Raw genomic sequence first — 20,493 nt, forward strand, 5'->3', positions numbered from 1 at the left:
AGGTAACTACCAGCGTCCTTTCTCTTATCTTAGGGGTCGGCTAGGCCCTACTTGCCCCTAGAGCCCAGCTAAATGGCGCACCGCATCCAGGCGCAGGGTATTAATTTGGGCGTCGGCAACCTCAAGCAGGGCAGTCTTGGCGTTGAAAGCAACACCCAATTCAGCCTCAAGGATCATGAGCACGTCGTTTGCCCCGTCGCCCACAGCAATGGTTTGGGAGGGCTTGATATCGAACTCCTTAGCCCATTCCTTCAGCGACTCCCGCTTGACCTCACCGGTCACCACCTGTCCGGTAACCTGCCCAGTCAGCTTGCCGTCCTCAATTTCCAGGACGTTTGCGCGCGCCTTGGAAAGGTTCAGGCGGGCAGCCAGGGGCTCAAGCACCTGCACAAAGCCACCTGAAACAACGGCAACCTCGTGGCCAGCAGCCAAGAAGACATCAACCAGGCGGGTTGCGCCGGGGGAGAGCTGTACCTTTGCCGCGACATCAGCAATGACTGACTCATCAAGTTGAGCTAGGGTAGCAACTCGCTCACGCAAAGATTCTTCAAAATCGAGTTCACCGCGCATAGCCCGCTCGGTGACCTCAGCGACCTCTTCCTTCCGGCCAGCAGCTGCAGCCAGCTCATCAATGACCTCCTGGCGAATCAGGGTCGAATCAACATCCATAATGAGCAGCTTCTTCTCATCGTTAGCCAGCTCTGCCGGGACCACGTTCAGATCAAAGCCCAAGGAGCTGGGGCTATCGAGTAGACCCAAGGCTCCGCGGGCGTCGTCCACGCTACCTCGCTGCCACTCGGCAGCAGCAATATAGACCTGGTAGGCAGGGCCAGGAGCTTCTCCCTTGACCTGGGAGGCAGGTACCTCCATGAACAGGCCGGCCTCGACCTCCAGACCTTCAACAGCACTCAGGGCAGCAAAGATCTGCTCCTCAGAGGCAAGGACGGGGGCATCAGCCCGGGAAATAGCAACAATATTCACAGAAGTACTCATACCAGCCATTCTAAGGGCACCGGTGCTCAGGCTGCTGACAAACCACCTGCAAACATGCGACCTAGCCGGTCCACCGTCCTCATCTCTTCAACCTACCTGCAACACCACCGGCCAACTAGGTGCCCGCCCCAAAACGTACTAAAGTTGTGAATCATGGCATCAGTACTTGAACTCAACCAGGTCACCGTCACCCGTGGTGGCAAAAACCTCATTCACAACATCTCATGGCAGGTTGAAGAAGGCGAGCGCTGGGTCGTCCTTGGCCCCAATGGCGCGGGTAAGACCACCCTGCTCAATATCGCCGCTGCCCGCCTGCACCCCACCCGCGGTGAAGTTGATATTCTCGATGAAATTCTCGGCGCTGTTGACGTCTTTGACCTCCGACCCCGGATTGGTCTGTCTTCTGCCCCCGTCGCTGCCCAAATTCCTGCCAATGAAACTGCCCTCAACGTCGTTATCACCGCAGCCTACGGGGTAGCGGGCCGCTGGAACGAAGAATACGATTCTTTTGACGATAACCAGGGTAAGGCCCTGCTGGAGGACTGGGGGGTAGCTCATCTGGCTGACCGCCCCTTCGGTACCCTCTCGGAAGGCGAGAAGAAGCGCGTGCTCATTGCCCGGGCCCTGATGACCGACCCCGAAATGCTGATTCTCGACGAACCCGGTGCAGGTATGGATATTGCCGGGCGTGAAGATTTGGTCAAGCGCCTGACCCACCTGGCTCTTGATCCCTTTGCCCCTGCAACGATTCTGGTGACCCACCACTTGGAAGAAATCCCGGCAGGTTTCACCCACGCCCTGCTGTTGCGGGAGGGCGAAATTGTAGCTGCAGGCCCTATCGAAGAAACCCTCACCCAGGCCAATGTTTCGGCTACCTACGGTCTTGAACTTGACCTCACCATTCACGATTCTGGCCGCTATTCTGCCTTTGCCCGCTAAGTAAGCCAGTATGAAACCCAAACAGCTCACTCCTGAGCTGCTAGCAGAACGTTCTGCCCGTGTTGCTGCCCTGCCTAACGTACGTCCGCTCAGCTCAGCCCCGGACGACGCCACCCGCTTCTACACCCACCTGACCGACGTCAAACTGCGCTCCGTCAAAGAACCCGAATGGGGGATTTACATTGCTGAATCCTCTAAGGTCATTCGCCGGGCGCTAGCGGCTGGGCACCGGCCGGTGTCCTTCCTCATGAGCGAGAAGTGGGCGGACGACCTACTCGACGTGTTGCAGGCCCACCCCGAGATCCCCGCCTTTGTGGGCAGTGAGGACGAGCTGGAGCATGTCACCGGCTTTGCCCTGCACCGCGGGGCCCTGGCAGCTATGGCTAGGCCTGAACCTGCCCCCTTGCAGGCCCTACTTGAGGGGGTGCGTCGCGTCGCGATCCTGGAAGACATCGTAGACCACACGAACGTTGGCGCCATTTTCCGGTCGGCTGCAGCCCTCGATGTTGATTTGGTTCTGGTGACCCCGCGCTGTGCTGATCCGCTCTACCGCCGCTCTATTCGTGTTTCGATGGGCACTGTCTTCCAGGTGCCCTGGGCCCGTCTTGACTCCTGGCCAGGGGCCCTGGAAACCCTCCATTCAGCAGGTTTTACCACCGCAGCTCTGGCCCTGGAGGAAGACTCTCTGAGTCTGACCGAACTGGCAGAACGTAGGGATCAGAAACTTGCCCTGATTCTGGGAACCGAGGGGCACGGCCTAGCAAAGAGCACCCTGGCAACCACCCAGCATACCGTCATAATTCCCATGAGCCACGGGGTCGATTCACTGAATGTGGCTGCAGCGAGCGCTGTCGCCTTCTGGGAAACCCGCCCCCGCTAGACTTCCCCTTGCTTGGCTGTGCCGGTGCGTGAAGAAGCTAACTGACTCGCCACCCCAACCCCGCCCATAAGCAGGGGTAAAGGTGGTAGAGTAGAGCCTCGGTTGTAAACCGCAACCACCGGTCGGCACCCGCCCCGGTAGCAACAAGATTTGCACTGGCAAAATCCAGGGCAAGAAGAAGGTATATATCATGCAGGCTGGCATCCACCCTGAATACAACTACGTCCTCTTCCGCGACCTCGCATCAGGCGAGACCTTCCTGACCAAGTCAACCATGACTTCTCAGAAGACCGAAAAGTGGGAAGACGGCAACGAGTACCCCCTCGTTGAAGTTGAAATCTCCTCAGCTTCACACCCCTTCTACACCGGTAAGCAGCGCATTATGGACGCCGCTGGCCGTGTTGAGCGCTTCAACGCTCGCTTCGCAGGCTTCGGCGGCAAGAAGGCCTAGTCTTTCTTGTGCCCGCGCTACCGTTCACAAAACAGCGGTAGTCGCGTAATATCACACCCCGGTTTGAGTGACTTCCAGCCCAAACCGGGGTGTTTTGCGTCCGTATAGAACTAGAATTGACCTAAATTGCACTCGAGCCCTGCACCAGCTGTCGCACGCTGGTTTGCAGGATGCCACCTTTAGCCGGAAGGAACCATGTCAACTACCGCACCTGAACCGCAAAAGAAACGCCGCAAACCCCTACTTTGGATTGTGCTTTCCCTCCTTCTGGTGGTCCTGTTGGGGGCAGGCACCTACCTTTTTATGCTCAACAGTGCCTGGAAGCAGGCAGACGTACTTGACGTTGAAACGGCTATGCCCCTGGAGGACGGCACTGTAGCTGAGGTTGATCCGGTCGGTGAAGAGGAGCTTAAGAAGCTCGTTGAAGAAAATGCTGTGGTCACCGAGGAAATTCAGAATGAAGAGAATTCGGGGGCTGGGCTGGAGACTAATATCACCGAGGGTGATGGTAACGGCGACGGTATCCTAGATGCTGTTTCAGGTGGCCAGGTGACTGCCCGCCCTGAAAACGCAGCCTCAACCGATATTCTGCTGCTGGGGTCCGACCAGCGCTCCGGTGAAGCTGCTACCCGGGTGAGTGGTTCTCGCGCTGACACCATCATGGTGCTGCATATTCCTGCTGATGGTTCTGCCGCTTACCTGATTTCGGTGATGCGTGATACCTGGGTCAACATTCCCGGTTACGGCTCTGCTAAGGTGAACGCTGCTTTGAACTACGGTGGTGTTGCCTTGCAGGTGGCTACCATTGAGCAGCTGCTGGGTATCCGCATGGACCATGTGGCAGAAATTGATTTTGAGGGCTTCAAGGCCCTGGTGAACACCTTGGGCGGGGTGGACGTCAACGTCCCCGTTGGGTTTACTACCTCCGGTGCTACCCCCTACACCTTCACCGCTGGCGTCAATAGCATGAACGGTAACCAGGCTCTGGCTTTTGTGCGTGAGCGGTACACCTTCTCCAACGGCGACTACCAGCGTGTTGTCAACCAGCGGGCCTTTATTCGCGGTGTGTACAACAAACTGCGTTCAGAAGGTGCTATGTCTTCTGCAGCTAAACTCCTGCCGGCAGTTCAGTCAGTTGCCCCCTACATGAGCGTTGACTCCGGTCTGAGCCCCTCCCAGATTGTGAGTATTGCCCAGCCTGTGCTGGCCAACGGCAATACCCAGCTGGTGACAATGACCTTGCCCAATGCTGGTACCGGCTGGTCCTGGAACGGCCAGTCCATTGTGGTGCTTGATGCAGCTGCAACCTCAGCCATGTCCCAGGCTATGAAGAGTGGAAGCATGAATAATTTCGTTGCTTCCTACGGAGCTGACTAAATCAAAGACACCCTACCCCAATAGTGGGTAAGACAAGGGGCAGGTACCTCACAAGGTATCTGCCCCTTGTTTAGCTGGAATGCCAGGAGGGGAAGGCCGGTGTAATCAAAATGCGAAGGGCAGCCGGGCAAAAACACAAGAGCGGGGGCGGCCCAAAGCCACCCCCGCTCTTGTGCTAAATGAAGCTAGTTCTCGAAGGGATCTTCTGAAACTTCGTCGTCGGTGAAGGAATTATCGCGGCCAAAGAAGAGGGCTGCAAAGGCAACTGAGGCCCCCAGAACCACGCAGAGGATTCCGAGCATAGGCTTATAGAAAATGGTGACAAGACCGATGGCAAGGGTTAGGCCACCGGCAATGCCAAGCAGGACGGAAATCCGTTGCAGGCCAAGGGAGGCCGGCGGGTTGCTTTCAGTACCTTCAGCAGCCTCTACCTGGTCGCTTGTATCAACAGTCGGTGCCGGGGAGCTGGTGCGGGCCGGAAGAAGGGTGCGCTTCTTCTTAGGCACAGTTCCCCGCTGGTTTTCCCCTTCGGTGGCGATGTAGGCCGCAGGGACGTCGTAGGCGGGAGCAGGTGCAAGCAACTCGGGCAGGTAGTTGGGAAGGTCCTCGAACCAGTCGGCCGGGATATCTGCTGCTCGCACAGCCTGTACCGTCAAAGACAGCTCAAAGGCGTTGCCCCGAATGGTGCCCCAGGCGCTGGTGAGCTTGTTGTGGTCATAGGCATACCGGATGACCGGAGCCAGCTGTTCTGAGATTTGGGTGGAGAGGCGACCAACCACCTTGCGGTCGTGGAGGACATCGACCGAGTCCACCACGCGTCCGTCCGCCAGCTTAATCTGGTTGTTCTCCAGGCTGAGTATGACCCGCCCTTCACCGGACGGGGGAAGGATGGAATGCAGGTACTCCGAGTGGTTCTTTTCGTCCAGCACCTTCATGGAAGGCCCCTGGGGTAGGAGGGTGGCCTGGGTCGGGGCATTGTTGAGCGGAAAGAGGGAGCCTGGTGCGCTCAGAGACAGCACGCCGCTACTCTCAATATGGGTTTCACCGCTAGAACCACGCAGAACAGCTGACAGCTGCAACTGGGCAACAGGGGAGTAACCGGAAGCAACAACCCGGGTAATAGGAGCCCAATAAGCTGCTGAAGTCTCCGGGGTGAAACGGCCAACCTTCAAATCATCAACATAGACGGCAATAGCATTGGGCTGGTAGGGGTTATCAGGTTCGGGCACCAGATGGGCCTCACCGTGCCACACCTTTTCGCGATCAATGTGAAGTTCTTCAAAAATTTGAAGAATCTCGGCATCATAAAAATCATCGGTGATGATGGTGACGCTGCCACGATCGCCCAGCACATAGTCGGCCACAGCCTGCTCCTTATTGACGATAAAACTTACTCTTTATAGCTTCTCACGAAAAGCCGGTTTTGGTTCGCACACAAGCAACCCAAAACCGGCTTTCTTCCCATATTTTGAGGCAGCCCCCCACTAGGGGGGTAATCAACCTCTCCTTCAGCGACTAGTCAACTTGCAGGTTAGCAGCCTGGGCCCGCAAAATCCGCTGGGCATCATCAAGCAACTCAATGACCAATCGGCGCAAGGCCGAAGGAGCATCTTGATGGGCCTGAAGCCAATTCTGGGTTGCCAGGACGACCGGGTGGTCAGATTCGCTACCTTCGGCCAGCTCAACATTGGGGTACAGACCGCGAATAACCCGGGTAGCCATACCACCAGAACGCCCAGCCCACGTCGGGGCAAGCAAGTCAAAATAAGCAGAGCGGTAGGACCGCCGCAAATCCTCAGGCCCATGCTGGAAACCCGAAGCCGTAGCCGTCAACAACTCATTAGACAGGCTCAGGTCCTCAGTCACCGCCGACCAAGCAGCCGCCTTAGCCTCACCAGTTGAGAAAGCAGCCTGAGCAAAGGCAAACCCACGCTCAGCAGTAGCAGAAGGACGGAAACACCTCGCCTCCTTCAGCTCCTCAGAGGTCACCTGCTGCTGCACAGCCAAAGCCCCCAAAGACTTCCAACCCAAAGTCTGGCTGAACTTCACCCCGTCCGCACCCGGCAAGAAACCAGGCACATCCTCACGGGCACCCCGGGCAACCTCCTGAGCAAACTCAAGACCCAAGGCAGAATGGGCAGACACAGCAAGAACAGCCCGCACCAAAATCAACTGCTCATCACTCCCAGACTCAGCCGACTCCAGAGCCTGAGCAAGAGCCGTATACAGGGCATCCCACAAAAACTCCCGCTGCCCTTCCGGGGTATAGAGACTAATAACAGCCTGGGCCTGATCCAACAGGTTAGACAGCAAGGTCGCAGACCTCTCCTGTGAAGCAGCCTGCCCCACAGCCTGAACAAAACGAGATCCCTCAAGACGGCCATCTCGCACCATATTCCACAAGCTACCCCACAGCAGGCCGCGCGACAGGGCATCCTCCACCGTCGACACCTGACTCAAAGCAAACTCAAGCCCATCAGCCTCCGACAGGGCAACCTTGGCATAGGTCAAATCCTCAGCATTGAGCAAAACCACATCAGCAGCAGCCACAAGAGCCTGCTCCTGCTGAGTCAACTCAACCTGCACCTCATTCTGACCCACAGGAATATCAGCCGACACCACACCCGTAGGCACCAGACGCCCACCCTCTGACGCGAACAGGGCAATCTTCAACAGGTGCGGACGACCCAGCTCAAGCGGCACACCCTCAGGCAGCACCTGACGCACCACCAGCTTCACAGAACCATCAGTACCGGTTACACGCTCACACGACAGCTCAGACAAACCACTGGTCTTCAACCAGGCCTCAGCCCAGGTGCGCACATCCCGATCAGAAACCTCATCAAGAACACCCAAGAAATCATCAAGAGTCGTATTACCCCAAGCAAACCGCTTAAAGTAAACCCGCGCAGCCTCAACAAACTGATCAAACCCAACATAAGCCACCAGCTGCTTCAGGGCGCTCGCACCCTTGGCGTAGGTAATGCCGTCAAAGTTCTGGCGGGCGGCTTCAAGGTGGGGAATGTCAGCGACAATGGGGTGGGTAGTCGGTAGCTGGTCCTGGCGATAAGCCCAGGCCTTGCGGGAATTGGCAAAGGTGACCCAGGCGTCCTTATAGCCGTTGGCCTCAGCAGCACCCAAATGCCCCATAAAGTCAGCAAAAGACTCTTTCAACCACAGGTCGTTCCACCACTTCATCGTCACCAAATCACCAAACCACATGTGACTCATCTCGTGACAAATGACATTGGCCCGGCTTTCCAACTGAGATTCATCCGCACCAGCCACATAAATATAACCCTCGGTAAAGGTTACGAGCCCCGGGTTTTCCATCGCCCCCAGGTTGTACTCGGGCACAAAGGCCTGCTCGTACTTGGGGTAGGGGTAGGCGTAATCAAAGAGGTCCTGGAAGAAATCCAAACCCTGCTTGGTCACAGTAAAAATGTTCTGGTAGTCAAAATGCTCTTTGAGGGACTGGCGGCAATAGGCAACCAGGGGGATAGGCCCGGAATTGACGGCGGACGCAGGGGTATAAGTATCGAAAGCGGTAAAGTACTCACCAGCCACAAGCGCGGTGATGTAGGTGGAGATACGGGCAGTGGGCTTGAAGACCCGCTTAGAAATAGAAGAATCAGACGGATCATCAATCTCCCGGTCCAACTCACCATTGGAGCTCACCACCCAACTCTTAGGAGCCGTGATACGGAAATTGAAGACAGCCTTCAAATCGGGCTGCTCAAAATTAGGGAAAACCCGGCGGCAGTCGGCGGGTTCGTACTGGGTGTAGAGGTAAATCTTGCCGTCGGCGGGGTCAATGTAGCGGTGCAGACCTTCGCCTGAGCGGCTGAAATAGGACCGGCCCTTGATCGTCAACACATTCTCAGCCAGCAAACCAGGCAAAAGAATACGAGAGCCCTCAACCACTTGCTCAAGTGGGAGGCGCTCGCCATTGAGCTTGATGGAGTCAATGGACTGGTGGATGTAGTCGATAAAGGTGCTAGAGCCGGGTTCTGCGGTGAACCGGACGGTCATGGCTACGGGGTAGGTTTCGAACTCTGCACCGGCGTTGGTGAGGTCGATGTGGACGTCGTAGTGATCAATGGCAATGAGGGAAGCGCGGAGGGCAGCTTCTTCTTGAGTCAAATTTTCGTTATTCACGTCACCATCTTAGCCCTCCTTGTGGGTAAGGTCTACCTCCCACCTGGGCTTTCGTACTGGCTGCGAGGGCTTGGGTCGGTCTTTCGAGGTTCCTGGGGTGGGGCGGACGGATTTTGCAAAGCTGGCAGGCTAATGTATAGTAATTACTCGTTGCCAGCACGACTTCGGTAGAAGTCTGCAAGACACCTTGCGCGGGTGGCGGAATAGGCAGACGCGCTAGCTTGAGGTGCTAGTCCTCGTATTAGAGGGTGGGGGTTCAAGTCCCCCCTCGCGCACAAGAACCCAATTTGGGATAGAGAAGAAACCGGCTCCTGGAAACGGGGGCCGGTTTTTTGTGTCCGGTGTACCTGGTAGTGGGTGCTACTTGGGGTTATAGGCAGAAAAGTGTGTCCCACCCCGGACGCGTCACCCACCACGGCCACCCCAAACACGCCGCACCACCACACCCTCGGGTTATAGGCAGATAAGGTGGAAAGCTAGAAAAGTTGCGCCCAGGTTCTTAGGGTAGGGTTCACGCAGGATGTGGTGGAGCTTATAGGATATGGGGTTACTTTGGTTTGCATAAACCTATACACCTGTGTATAGTATTTATTCGTTGCCAGCACGACTTTGAAAGAAGTCTGCATGACACCTTGCGCGGGTGGCGGAATAGGCAGACGCGCTAGCTTGAGGTGCTAGTCCTCGTATTAGAGGGTGGGGGTTCAAGTCCCCCCTCGCGCACAAGAACCCAATTTGGGATAGAGAAGAAACCGGCTCCTGGAAACAGGAGTCGGTTTCTTTTTGCCTTTCCAGGCTTTTCAGGCGCTCTGTTTCACTTGGAAGCTATGGTTTATCAACTTTACTCATCAGTTAAACTGATTATTTTCGGCTGGCGCCTGGGAAAAAATTTTGAGCTGGTGCGCAGCTTCCAGCCCCTAACCCACAAATTATTGCCTACGAGAGGGCGATAGACTTGCCCTATGCAACCTACTGAAGCCCGTACGTCCGCCCCACCCCTAGAGCATACCTACAGGGAAACCTTCCCTGGCCTAGCCCACCCTGCTCAGCCAGATATTCCGCAAGGAACCCGTCTAGCCTGGCTTAATGAAAACCTTGCCCAGGAACTGGGGCTCGACTCAGGTTGGCTTCGCAGTGAAGCGGGGATTACCTGGATGACCGGCAGGGGAGGGGCCCCCACCTATGCCCTGGCCTATTCGGGCTACCAGTTTGGCCAGCTTTCCCCCGTGCTGGGGGACGGGCGGGCCCACATGGTGGGTGAACTTGTAGTGCCAGGTGCTGGGGGTTCACACCCCCACCGCTTGGGTCCGACCCGGGTCGACCTGCACCTGAAGGGCAGCGGGCGGACGTCCTTCTCCCGCCCCGGTTCGGACGGCAAGGCCCCGCTCTCGGCAGTCTGGCGAGAGGCTGTCATAGGGGAATCCCTCCATGCTCTGGGGGTTCCCACCAGCAGGGCCCTGGCCGTCTTTGAAACCGGGGAGAAGGTGCAGAGACGGGCACCCGAGCCGGAGCCAGCAGGCCTGGTTCTTCGTGTAGCTGCTAGTCATCTACGGGTTGGTACTTTCCAATTTGCCCAGTATCACTGCCCGCAGGAGGTTAGGGGCCAATTGGTTGACTATGCCCTTGCCCGGCACTATCCACATCTTGTCGCAGGTGAAACAAGTGGCGAGCGTGCTTTGAGTCTTTTGCGGGCCGTGGCGCAAAGCCAAGCTAGCTTGGTGACAAGCTGGCAGGCCCTGGGGTTTGTCCACGGGGTGCTCAATACTGATAACGTCACGATTTCAGGGGAGGCGATTGATTTCGGCCCCTGTGCCTTTATTGATGTTTTTGAGCGGGATAAGGTTTTTAGCTCCATAGACCGCCAGGGTCGGTATGCCTATAACCACCAGCCGGGGATTACCGCCTGGAACCTTTCCCGTTTTGCCGAAACCCTCCTGGATCTTATTGACCCTAAGGATCCCAATCGGGCGATCCATCTGGCCACCGGGGTGATCTCTGAGTATGAAGAGGACGTGGTTGGGCGACAGATCGAGGCTTTTGCAGCCAAGTTGGGGCTTGAGCTGCATGGGGTGGGCGAGGACGTCCGCGCCAACGTTGGACGTTTGGGGCAGCAAACTCTGGGTTTACTAGAGCGCGAGGGCTTGGATTTTACCGGGTTTTTCAGGGCCTTGGCAGAGGGGTCTTGTCTCTTGACGGGTGATCTTGGGCTGAGGTGGCAGGAGCAGGTGGGGGCCCTCCGTCTGGCAACTGGCACGAGTCCTGAACGGGCACGGGAGCTGATGGCCCTGCATAACCCGGTCTATATTCCTCGTAACCTGGCCCTGGAGGCAGCGCTTCGGCAGGTAGAGGCGGGGGATAGGGAGCCAATCCTGCGTATTCTGGATGTTGTGAGCCGCCCTTTCGAGCGCCAGGCAGGATGTGAGGATCTGGAAGGTGCCCCGCCGGAATCCCGCTTCTTCACCAGCTTCTGTGGAACCTAAAGGTGGTGGTGAAGTCTCATCAGAGTGACGGTTGGCAGAAGGGGTAGGTGTGTCTTAGGTGCAGTTTGCTCCTTCATGCAGACTGTGGGGAGCGAGTGAATGTGACCTTTCACAAAGGGTCAAAACAAACCTATTTGGTTTTGTGGGGAAATTCCCCCTTAAGGTAGGGATAACCCCAAATAAACAACACACAAACCCACATAAACAGTCATTTTTTCTGGCATACTGGAGACATACCAAACAACGCAATCACTCACAGATTCTGTGAAAGGAAACCTCCACCATGGCACTCGAAAAGAAGCACACCAAGCTCGGCGTAATCGGCGCAGGTGGCGTCGGCTCAGCAACCGCCTACGCAGCAACCCTGCGCGGTGCAGCTGACGAAGTAGTAATCTACGACATCGCCGGAGATCGCGCTGAAGCAGAAGGCCTGGACATCGCCCACGGCACCATGTTCGCCCACGAAGTAGCAGTATCAGGCTCCGGAGACGTCGAAATCCTCCGCGACTGCGATCTCATCATCGTAACCGCAGGTGCCCGCCAGAAGCCCGGCCAGCCCCGCCTCGAACTGGCCGAAGCCAACGTCAACATCTTCAAGTCCATGCTTCCCAAGGTCATGGAGGTCGCCCCCAACGCCATCCTCATGATCGTCACCAACCCCTGTGACGTCCTGGCCGTAGTAGCCCAGAAGATTACCGGCCTGCCCACCGAGCGCTGCTTCGCTTCCGGCACCGTCCTGGACTCATCCCGCCTCCGCTGGCTGATTGCCGAAAAGGCCGGAGTGTCTATCAAGTCCGTTCACGCCAACATCGTCGGTGAGCACGGCGACTCAGAGTTCCCCGTCTGGTCAGCAGCCAACATCGGTATGGTCCCCCTCAACGACTGGACCAACGACGAAGGCGAAAAGGTCTTCACCGACGAGGTCAAGGAAGAACTGGCTGAGCAGGCCATGCGGGCAGCCTACAAGGTCATCGAAGGTAAGGGTTCAACCAACTACGCCATCGGTATCTCAGCAACCCGCATCGCAGAGGCCATCCTGCACGGCCAGGACGCCGTCCTGAACGTAGCCACCCAGATCCGCGGCCGCTACGGCATCGAGGGTGAAGCAGCCCTCTCCCTGCCCTCAGTAGTCTCCCGTGACGGCGTCAAGCGGGTCCTGGACGTCCCCATGACCGACGAAGAAGTTGAGCGTCTGCGTGCTTCAGCTAACGCTATCAATGCTTCATTGGCATCACTGGGTTTCTAATATACTGAAAGTCCCCTAGTGAGGTTCTTTGAACCGAGCGTATTCCAGCAGGTGCCCCGTACCAGAAGGTGCGGGGCACCCCCTCGTTTAACCCAGCTGAGGAAAGGACGACCGGGCCCATCTGCTCCCGGCAGCTGCCCTCTCAAGCCGGTTAGTTAACTACGGATCGTGTGACTTTGCCCCCTGGTGTTTCTTTGTCGGGTGAAAAGGCTGTAACGTCTACTGTATGAGTACTAATCCTCGGGCCGAACTGGCCAACCTCGTTTCAGCTCTGGATGAGCACCTGAATGCTATCGTCAACAGCCGCGGCGACCACGACGCAACTGTCGATAACGCCTATGTGGCCATCGCAAACGCTTTTGAGCGCTACGAAGAAGCCCTGTTTGAGGCCTATGAAGAGGTGACCCCTCTGGAAGTTTTCATCGAAGACGATGATGAAGACGAAGAATACGACTATGACTACGACGAAGATGATGACGTCGATGAGGTTGAGTACTACCAGAGCGACGACGAGAAGTAGACCTGTGTAGCGGGTCTTACCTGTTATTCGAAGCACAGCACCGCGCGCGGTGCTGTGCTTTTTGTTTCACTCGCGTAGAGTTTTTGGTTGTGGAATGGATACAAGCAATTATCCTGGGTTTCGTCCAGGGTTTAACTGAGTTTTTGCCGATTTCGTCATCGGGTCATATTCGTATCGTGGGGCAGTTCCTGCCGAACGGAGAAGACCCCGGCGCGGCCTTTACCGCCATTACCCAGCTGGGTACTGAGGCGGCTGTTTTGGTGTTCTTCTGGAAGGACATCGTTCGCATTATTAAGAACTGGTTCGGTTCTCTGGTCGGTAAGGTTGATAAGAAGGACCCTGACGCCCGGATGGGTTGGTTCATTATCATTGGCTCCCTGCCGATCGCGATTTTGGGTTTGTTGCTGGAAGATTATATTGATTCAACCTTCCGCAGCCTCTGGATCACTGCGACCATGCTGATTGTTTTTGCAGTCTTCCTGGGTATCGCAGACCGAATCGGCAAGGAACAGCGCGAGATTAAGGACCTGACCGTCAAGCACGGCATCCTGTTTGGTTTCGCCCAGGCCCTGGCCCTGGTGCCGGGTGTTTCTCGTTCCGGTGGCACCATTATGGCGGGTTTGCTGATGGGCTATACCCGCGAAGCTGCTGCCCGCTATTCCTTCTTGCTGGCAATCCCTGCGGTGTTTGCGTCCGGCCTGTACAAGCTGGCCGGTAGCATTTCAGATGGTTTTACCGGTTACTACGGTTTTGGGTCAACCATGGTGGCAACTGTGGTGAGCTTCGTGGTGGGCTACCTGATTATCGGGTGGTTCTTGAAGTACGTTTCTAATAAGAGCTACAGCATTTTTGTGTGGTACCGCATTGCCCTTGGCCTGGTGCTCTACATCCTGCTGGGTGTTGGCGTACTGGCTGCATAAGACGTGAGTCACTTTTGATACCTGCCCGGAAGTTTTTCCGGGCAGGTATTGTTTTAGCTAGAAAGAATGTATGGCTTCAGTGTGAAGCCCCGACGAACGCGAGGTGTTCATGCGAGCTTGGGATCAGCCCACCATTCCGTCCCTGCCGGGTCAGGCCCCCCTGCCCACGGTTTTTGATACTGCCGTAGGTAACCGGGTGACCCTAGAGCGGGAGGAGAAGGCCGGGCTGTATGTGTGTGGTATTACCCCCTACGATGCCACCCATATGGGCCATGCTTCCACCTATGTTGCTTTTGACCTTTTGAACAGGGCTTGGCGGGATGCCGGTGTGCCGGTGACCTTCGTACAGAATGTGACCGATGTCGATGACCCCCTGCTAGAGCGGGCCGAGGCGACCGGGGTTGATTGGCGTGAGTTAGCTGAAGACCAGACTGAGCTCTTCCGCACCGACATGGTGGCTCTCAACGTCATCGCCCCAGACCACTATGTCAGCGTTGTTGATTCCGTTCCTGCGGTTGCGGACGCCGTTGCCCGTCTTCTGGAGGCCGGCGTGGCTTACCGGGTGCCTGGTTTTACAGCCGAGGACGGCACCGTCCACCCCGAGGGGGATATTTACTTTGATCTTGAGGCGGCTGAAGCGGCTGGGGCTGGCAAGCCGGGTGCCTGGAAGCTGGGGCAGGTGGCCCATTACAGCCTGGAAGAAATGCTCACCATCTTCGGAGAGCGGGGCGGTGATCCGGATCGTCCTGGTAAACGTCATGCCCTTGACCCTCTCTTGTGGCGGGTTGAGCGGCCCGGTGAGCCGGCCTGGGATTCTGAAGTTGGACGTGGCCGCCCCGGCTGGCACATTGAGTGCAGCGTCATTTCTGGCCAGTATCTGGGTGCCCCTTTCTCGGTTCAGGGGGGCGGCTCTGACTTGATTTTCCCCCACCATGACTTGGGTTCCAGCCACTCCTTTGCCCTCAATGGTCAGCCCATGGCCCGCCATTTTATGCACACCGGAATGGTGGGGCTGGACGGAGAGAAAATGAGTAAGTCCCTGGGCAACCTGGTTCTAGTCTCTAAACTTCGGGCTGCCGGGGTGGCTCCGGCTGCCATTCGCCTGGCAATTATGGATAATCACTACCGTACCGACTGGTTCTGGGACGATGCCCTCCTGGAGAAAGCTACGGGCCGTCTGGACCTCTACCGGTCTGCTGTGGCAGCAGCTCCCGGTGAGTCTGATGAGGCTGCCCTGGCCCTTCTGCAGTCCGTCCGCGCCCAGTTGGCTGATGATCTCAATACCCCTGCAGCCCTGGTATCCATTGACCAGTGGGCCCTTTCTGCCCTTGAACACGGTGGTGCCGGCGGTCAGCTGGTGGCTGATTTGCTCATGGCTCGCCTGGGTGTAGATATCACCGAGTAGAAAAGGGATTGACTAAACCGCCCCCACACCTGGCTATCGTGCCGGGGGTGGGGGCGGTTTTGTTGTGATGATGATCTGTGAGGTGGCCTACCAGAAAGCTAGGCCTGGGCTTCACCGTCGTTGCGGTCCTTGAGGAATTTCTCAAATTCAGCGGCAATATCGATTTGGCTGAAATCGCTGATGTCCCGCTCTGCTTCTGCGGCGGATTCGAGGTTTTGGACGTAGGCCTTGAGCTCAGGTTCGTCGTCCAGAAGATCGTCTGCCGCCCGGTCCCAGCGCATCATCTCGTCCTGGAAATGTTCCAGGGGCATGGGGAAGCCCAGGATGGGCTGAAGGGCGGAGAGCAGGGCAAATGCTGCCTTGGGCTGGGGTGGGTGGGCTACATAGTGGGGGACTGAGACCCATAGGGAGAGGGCATTGACCCCGTACTGGGGGGCTTCATGGGCCAGAACGCCGATCAGGCCCGTTTCCCCGCTGTAGGTTGATGGCTGAACGCCTGGGAGGTCGAGGGCAGCCTGGGAAAAGCTGGTGATGCCGACGGGCAGGGGTAGGGTATGGGGTACTTCATCTAGCAGGGATCCGCAGAGTACCACGAGGTCAACTTGGTGTTGGGCTACAAAAGCAAAGAAGTCTGCACAGAAGTTCTTCCAAGCCAGGGAGGGCTCGGGGCCAGTGAGCGTGAGAATCCGGGTGCCGGAGGTGGTCTGTGCTTCTGTGAACTTCAGTTCGGGCCAGATCAGCTCAGAGCCGCCGTCGGCGCTGGGGGTGAGCAGGGGCCGGGTTTCAGTAAAAGTGTAGTAGTGCTCGTGGTTGAATCCCTGGGCGGGGCTACCCTGGTAGTGGGTGTTGATTTTCCGTACTGATTCGGTGGCGGCTTCACCTGCGTCATTCCAACCGTCGAAAGCTACGAGCAGGACGGTCGGGGGGTGGGTAGGCGCAGTTGATGTGGCATGGAAATGGGCCAGGGCATCGACAGGGAGCGGTAGATTCATCACCCCCCATATCTTACCTGATGGGCAGCTTGCTCACTGAGGGAGATGGTTATTGCATAGACTAGGGGTGCACAAGGGTTGGTCCCGGCCCTGTCTGTAGTTCTACAAAAGGTTCGTTCTATGGTTTTGGGTTCTGGTATCCGCATTGGTCGTTTTGTGGGTGCACCTATTGTGGTGAAGCCGTCCTGGTTTCCTTTGATGGCTGTAGTCATCATTGGATACGGCCTCAATCTAGCTTCATGGCGTAGCCTCACGACTGCCCAGGGGTTCCTTGCAGCTGCTATCACCGCGGTAACCCTAGCTGTTGGCGTCCTGCTTCACGAGTTGGCCCATGCTGCGGTCGCTCATGCCCGGGGTGTGAGGGTTCACGCTATTAACGTGAATATGTGGGGCGGGCATACCAAAATGCACACCTCCTCAGCCTCCTCAAGTTTCTGGGTGGCAGTCAGCGGGCCAATAGTGAATTTCGTGGTAGCCGCTCTTTGCTATATGGTCTGGTGGAATACGGGGTCGGCAGACTTCTTTGGTTTCATCCTGGCTGCCCAGGTGAATTGTGCTGTGGGTATTTTTAATCTGGTACCTGCCTTTCCTTTAGACGGGGGTCACGCTCTGGAGGCCCTGGTCTTTATGTTGACGGGCCGCAGGTCTGTTGCAATCCGGGTGACTGCCTACTCTGGCTTGCTCCTCATCGCTTTACTGGTGGGCTTTTTGCTGGTGACGGGGACCTGGCAGTCCATGTTTGCCCTCATTGCAGCTGCCTTCCTTGGCTACTACCTGTGGACGGGGGCCTCCCACTCCCTGCGAAGGCTGGGGGAGGACCGCAACCCAAATCACCCACTTCGGGCTTCCCAGCTGATGGTTCCAGTTCAATTTGCTCCTGCTGATGACCTGATCGGCCAGGCCTCCCAGACCTGGGATGGGGCGTCCCCTCTCGTCCTATTGCGAAATTTGGGAGCTGGCGGATTAGAGCCGAGCGCCGTCGTCCTGCCCTTTGCCCTGGAAGCTGCGGTGGGTACCCTTGACTCCCAGCCCTTGGCTGCTTTAGGCCAGCCCCTGGCGACCCGCACGATGGATGTTCAGGCTGGCCTGCTGGATACAGTCGATGAATTCAACGGGTTCGCCTACCACCGGCTTCCCGAAGAGCAGAGGGACGACGTTGTGGCCTGGATTGTAGAGGATTCCGGCCGTCCGGTGGGCCTGGTCACCGCTCAGGCCCTTCGATCACAGATGATTAACCTTGCTGGTGAGAAAGCCCTCTAGCTTTCATATGCCGTCCAGGTATTTATCTGAGACAATGGGTGTGAGACATTTTGACTGAAAAGAGATATGAAGAGCATGACCAACCCAACAGGTAGCATCAACCGCCGTGGCCCCTTCCGTCCCGGTGAGCGGGTCCAGCTGACTGACGAACGCGGCCGCATGACCACTATTACCCTGGCTGAGGGCGGTGAGTACCATTCCCACCGCGGTTTCTTCAAGCACTCAGAACTGATTGGCCAGGTGGAAGGCACTGTTCTTGAGAATTCAGAGGGCTTCAAGTTCCAGGCCCTTCGCCCCCTTTACAAGGATTTTGTTCTGTCAATGCCCCGGGGTGCTGCCGTTGTCTACCCCAAGGACGCAGGTCAAATTGTGACCATGGCTGATATCTTCCCCGGTGCCCGTGTTATTGAAGCAGGTGTTGGTTCCGGTGCCCTGTCTATCGCCCTGCTCCGTGCAGTTGGCGACAAGGGCCACCTGCGTTCCTTTGAGCGCCGGGAGGAGTTTGCTGATATTGCCCGCGGCAATATCGAGACCTTCTTCGGTGGCCAGCACCCCGCCTGGTCCCTGACCCTGGGAGATCTGGCAGAGACCCTGGGCGACGTTGAGGAGCCGGGCTCTGTAGACCGGGCCGTTCTTGACATGCTGGCGCCCTGGGAGTGCCTGGATGCTGTGGCAACTGCCCTAGCCCCCGGTGGCGTTGTCATCTGCTACGTTGCTACCGTCACCCAGCTGTCCCGGGTCGCTGAGGCCCTGCGTGCTGATGGCCGTTTTACTGAGCCTGAGTCCCACGAGACTATGGTGCGTGGCTGGCACGTTGAGGGATTGGCCGTCCGCCCTGACCACCGCATGGTTGCCCACACCGGCTTCCTGATTACTGCCCGCCGCCTGGCGGACGGGGCCGAGCGGCTGGCGCCCAAGCGTCGGGCTTCTAAGACTGACTTCTCTGAAGAAGATCTCAATGCCTGGACTCCGGCAGCCTTAGGCGAGCGCAATGTGTCTGACCGAAAGCTGCGTCGCGCCGGCCGCGATGCTTTGAGCTTGGCTGATAAGTCGGCAGCTGCCCGGGCAGTTGCTGAAAGTGAAAACAACTAAAGTGAATATGGTGCCGGGGCTGAGCGATCTAACAATTCTTGGCCCCGGCTACTGGCCCTGCGGGGCTGAATGGTTCTGGCGTGAGGAAGTGAAGCGATGGCTGAACATGTAAATGTTTCATCGACAGACTATGAGCGCATTTTGAGGCAGCTCAATATTGCCAATGATAATCGCCGGAACCTTGACCGGCAGTTGCGGGCTGCCGGTGAGAAGAACCAGAAGCTGGTGACGGCTCTAACTCGGGCGAAGAACGAGATTGAGCACATGCGGATGGCCCTGGCACAAGAGGTCGTTCCTCCCCTGAACTCTGCGGTGGTGCTTTCGGTCAATGGTGCCCGGATGACCTACCAGGATCTTGCCGACGGTAAGAGCCCGGCTGAGGTTGAGGAGAGCCTGGACGTCATGATGGGGGGCCGCCTAGTGCGGGTTGCTTGTTCCCCCTTGGTCCAGCTGGCTGAGCTGAAGCCGGGGATGACCGTCCTGCTCAATGAGTATTCTCAGGTCGTTCTTTCCCTTGGTTTTGAGGGTTTTGGGGACGTCGTGATGGTCAGGGAGGTCCTTGACCCAGGTCATGTTCTGGTTGAGCTTCCAAATCAGACCAAGATGGTTGCCCGTATTTCAGGAAACCTTGATCCGGATTCTTTGCGGGTGGGGGATACTGTCACCTACGATTCTCGGGTGCAGATGGTGACCTCCCTGGTGCCCCTGGCTGAGGCTCAGGATATGGTTCTTGAAGAGGTACCCGATATTACCTATGACAATATCGGTGGTTTGGGAGCCCAGATTGACCTCATTCGTGATGCAGTGGAGTTGCCTTTCCTGCACCCCGATATTTACCGGCAATATGAGTTGACCCCACCCAAGGGTATTCTGCTGTACGGGCCTCCCGGTAACGGCAAGACTCTGATTGCTAAGGCTGTGGCTAATTCCCTGGCCGCCCGTGCTGCTGAGCTTTCGGACGACGGCAAGAAAACCGGCTACTTCCTGAATATCAAGGGCCCGGAGCTACTGGATAAGTACGTGGGTGAGACCGAGCGTCAGATCCGCGATATTTTCTCAGCTGCCCGCGATAAGGCCCGGGCGGGCCACCCTGTGGTGGTTTTCTTTGACGAAATGGAATCCCTCTTCCGCACCCGCGGTTCAGGGCGGTCATCCGATGTTGAAACCACTATCGTTCCCCAGCTCCTTGCTGAAATTGACGGTGTTGAGAGCCTAGATAACGTCATTGTCATCGGGGCGACCAACCGGGAGGACATGATTGATCCAGCCGTTTTGCGCCCCGGGCGTCTCGACGTGAAAATCAGGATCAACCGACCTGATCGGGTGGGAGCTGCCGAGATTTTTGGTCTCTACCTGACTGAAAAGTTGCCCATTAGTCAGGCTGAGGTGGCTCAGGCAGGTTCTCAGCAGCAGGCAGTTACAGCCATGATTGAGACTGTGATTGACCATCTCTTCTCAGCTGAACCGGCTAACCGCTACATCACCGTTGATTTGGAGAACGGGGTGAGCCGCTGGCTCTTCCGCGGGGACTTCCTGTCGGGTGCCGTGATTCGCAATATTGTCGATCAGGCAAAGAAGCAGGCTATCAAGTCCTATCTGTCTACCGGGGCTGAAGGTATTACCACCGAGCACCTGCTTGAGGCGGTGCGCTCCGAATTTGAGGACCAGGTTGAGGTGCCCCAGATTAGCGAGATTGAGGACGTCCTTTCAACCCTCAGTATTCGCCTGCGTGTCCTAAATGCCGCTCCAGCCCGCTCCATCAATTCTGCTCAGGGGGTATAGC

At 57.1% G+C, this 20,493-nt stretch carries 16 protein-coding genes and 2 tRNA genes; 14 read left to right on the forward strand and 4 right to left on the reverse strand.

Annotated features, from left to right (window positions below; translation table 11 throughout):
- Positions 1 to 57: 57 nt before the first annotated feature.
- Positions 58 to 993 (reverse strand): phosphoserine phosphatase SerB, encoded by a 936-nt coding sequence (serB, locus tag ACMXX3_RS07255; protein ID WP_421084066.1) that lies wholly within the window; start codon positions 991 to 993, stop codon positions 58 to 60.
- Positions 994 to 1,146: 153 nt separating this feature from the next.
- On the opposite strand from serB, the gene ACMXX3_RS07260 reads away from it, so the two are divergent.
- From ACMXX3_RS07260 to ACMXX3_RS07275, 4 genes are all read left to right on the forward strand, one after another.
- Complete coding sequence (locus ACMXX3_RS07260) at positions 1,147 to 1,932, forward strand: ABC transporter ATP-binding protein (RefSeq protein ID WP_421084067.1); 786 nt, start codon at positions 1,147 to 1,149, stop codon at positions 1,930 to 1,932.
- Between the two features lie 10 nt (positions 1,933 to 1,942).
- Positions 1,943 to 2,812 (forward strand): TrmH family RNA methyltransferase, encoded by an 870-nt coding sequence (locus ACMXX3_RS07265; protein ID WP_421084068.1) that lies wholly within the window; start codon positions 1,943 to 1,945, stop codon positions 2,810 to 2,812.
- 190 nt (positions 2,813 to 3,002) lie between these two features.
- Positions 3,003 to 3,263, forward strand: a complete 261-nt coding sequence (locus ACMXX3_RS07270; protein ID WP_237189067.1) for a type B 50S ribosomal protein L31 — start codon at positions 3,003 to 3,005, stop codon at positions 3,261 to 3,263.
- A 195-nt stretch (positions 3,264 to 3,458) separates the two neighbouring features.
- Positions 3,459 to 4,640, forward strand: coding sequence for an LCP family protein (locus ACMXX3_RS07275; protein WP_421084069.1), 1,182 nt, complete (start codon positions 3,459 to 3,461; stop codon positions 4,638 to 4,640).
- Positions 4,641 to 4,825: 185 nt separating this feature from the next.
- Here the strand turns inward: ACMXX3_RS07275 and ACMXX3_RS07280 are convergent, their stop codons facing one another.
- Both ACMXX3_RS07280 and pepN read right to left on the reverse strand, forming a co-directional pair.
- On the reverse strand, positions 4,826 to 6,004 hold the full coding sequence (locus tag ACMXX3_RS07280) for a hypothetical protein (protein WP_421084070.1): 1,179 nt from the start codon (positions 6,002 to 6,004) through the stop codon (positions 4,826 to 4,828).
- A 151-nt stretch (positions 6,005 to 6,155) separates the two neighbouring features.
- Complete coding sequence (pepN, locus tag ACMXX3_RS07285) at positions 6,156 to 8,798, reverse strand: aminopeptidase N (protein WP_421084071.1); 2,643 nt, start codon at positions 8,796 to 8,798, stop codon at positions 6,156 to 6,158.
- 189 nt (positions 8,799 to 8,987) lie between these two features.
- Between pepN and ACMXX3_RS07290 the strand changes: the two genes are divergently transcribed.
- The 7 genes from ACMXX3_RS07290 to mshC all read left to right on the forward strand — a co-directional run bounded on the left by ACMXX3_RS07290 (position 8,988) and on the right by mshC (position 15,366).
- Positions 8,988 to 9,073, forward strand: a tRNA-Leu gene (locus ACMXX3_RS07290).
- Between the two features lie 359 nt (positions 9,074 to 9,432).
- Positions 9,433 to 9,518, forward strand: a tRNA-Leu gene (locus ACMXX3_RS07295).
- A gap of 239 nt (positions 9,519 to 9,757) precedes the next feature.
- Complete coding sequence (locus tag ACMXX3_RS07300) at positions 9,758 to 11,275, forward strand: protein adenylyltransferase SelO family protein (RefSeq protein WP_421084072.1); 1,518 nt, start codon at positions 9,758 to 9,760, stop codon at positions 11,273 to 11,275.
- A 283-nt stretch (positions 11,276 to 11,558) separates the two neighbouring features.
- The gene (locus tag ACMXX3_RS07305; RefSeq protein WP_421084073.1) at positions 11,559 to 12,521 is read left to right on the forward strand and encodes an L-lactate dehydrogenase; all 963 of its coding nucleotides are present in this window, start codon (positions 11,559 to 11,561) and stop codon (positions 12,519 to 12,521) included.
- Positions 12,522 to 12,747: 226 nt separating this feature from the next.
- Positions 12,748 to 13,041: a hypothetical protein gene (locus ACMXX3_RS07310; protein ID WP_421084074.1), complete on the forward strand. Its 294-nt coding sequence runs from the start codon at positions 12,748 to 12,750 to the stop codon at positions 13,039 to 13,041.
- An 89-nt stretch (positions 13,042 to 13,130) separates the two neighbouring features.
- Complete coding sequence (locus ACMXX3_RS07315) at positions 13,131 to 13,961, forward strand: undecaprenyl-diphosphate phosphatase (protein ID WP_421084075.1); 831 nt, start codon at positions 13,131 to 13,133, stop codon at positions 13,959 to 13,961.
- 109 nt (positions 13,962 to 14,070) lie between these two features.
- A complete protein-coding gene (gene mshC, locus ACMXX3_RS07320) occupies positions 14,071 to 15,366 on the forward strand; it encodes a cysteine--1-D-myo-inosityl 2-amino-2-deoxy-alpha-D-glucopyranoside ligase (protein WP_421084076.1) in 1,296 nt (431 codons plus the stop codon).
- A gap of 98 nt (positions 15,367 to 15,464) precedes the next feature.
- On the opposite strand, the gene ACMXX3_RS07325 is transcribed toward mshC, so the two are convergent.
- Positions 15,465 to 16,358, reverse strand: coding sequence for a PAC2 family protein (locus tag ACMXX3_RS07325; protein ID WP_421084194.1), 894 nt, complete (start codon positions 16,356 to 16,358; stop codon positions 15,465 to 15,467).
- A gap of 120 nt (positions 16,359 to 16,478) precedes the next feature.
- Here ACMXX3_RS07325 and ACMXX3_RS07330 point away from each other — a divergent pair, with 120 nt between their 5' ends.
- The 3 genes from ACMXX3_RS07330 to arc all read left to right on the forward strand — a co-directional run bounded on the left by ACMXX3_RS07330 (position 16,479) and on the right by arc (position 20,492).
- Positions 16,479 to 17,618, forward strand: coding sequence for a site-2 protease family protein (locus tag ACMXX3_RS07330; RefSeq protein WP_421084077.1), 1,140 nt, complete (start codon positions 16,479 to 16,481; stop codon positions 17,616 to 17,618).
- A gap of 66 nt (positions 17,619 to 17,684) precedes the next feature.
- Positions 17,685 to 18,710, forward strand: a complete 1,026-nt coding sequence (locus ACMXX3_RS07335) for a tRNA (adenine-N1)-methyltransferase (RefSeq protein WP_421084078.1) — start codon at positions 17,685 to 17,687, stop codon at positions 18,708 to 18,710.
- A 96-nt stretch (positions 18,711 to 18,806) separates the two neighbouring features.
- Positions 18,807 to 20,492, forward strand: a complete 1,686-nt coding sequence (gene arc, locus ACMXX3_RS07340) for a proteasome ATPase (protein WP_421084079.1) — start codon at positions 18,807 to 18,809, stop codon at positions 20,490 to 20,492.
- Position 20,493 lies beyond the last annotated feature (1 nt).

The sequence above is a fragment of the Rothia nasimurium genome (assembly GCF_049068285.1).
GTDB classification, from domain to species: Bacteria; Actinomycetota; Actinomycetes; order Actinomycetales; family Micrococcaceae; genus Rothia; species Rothia nasimurium_I.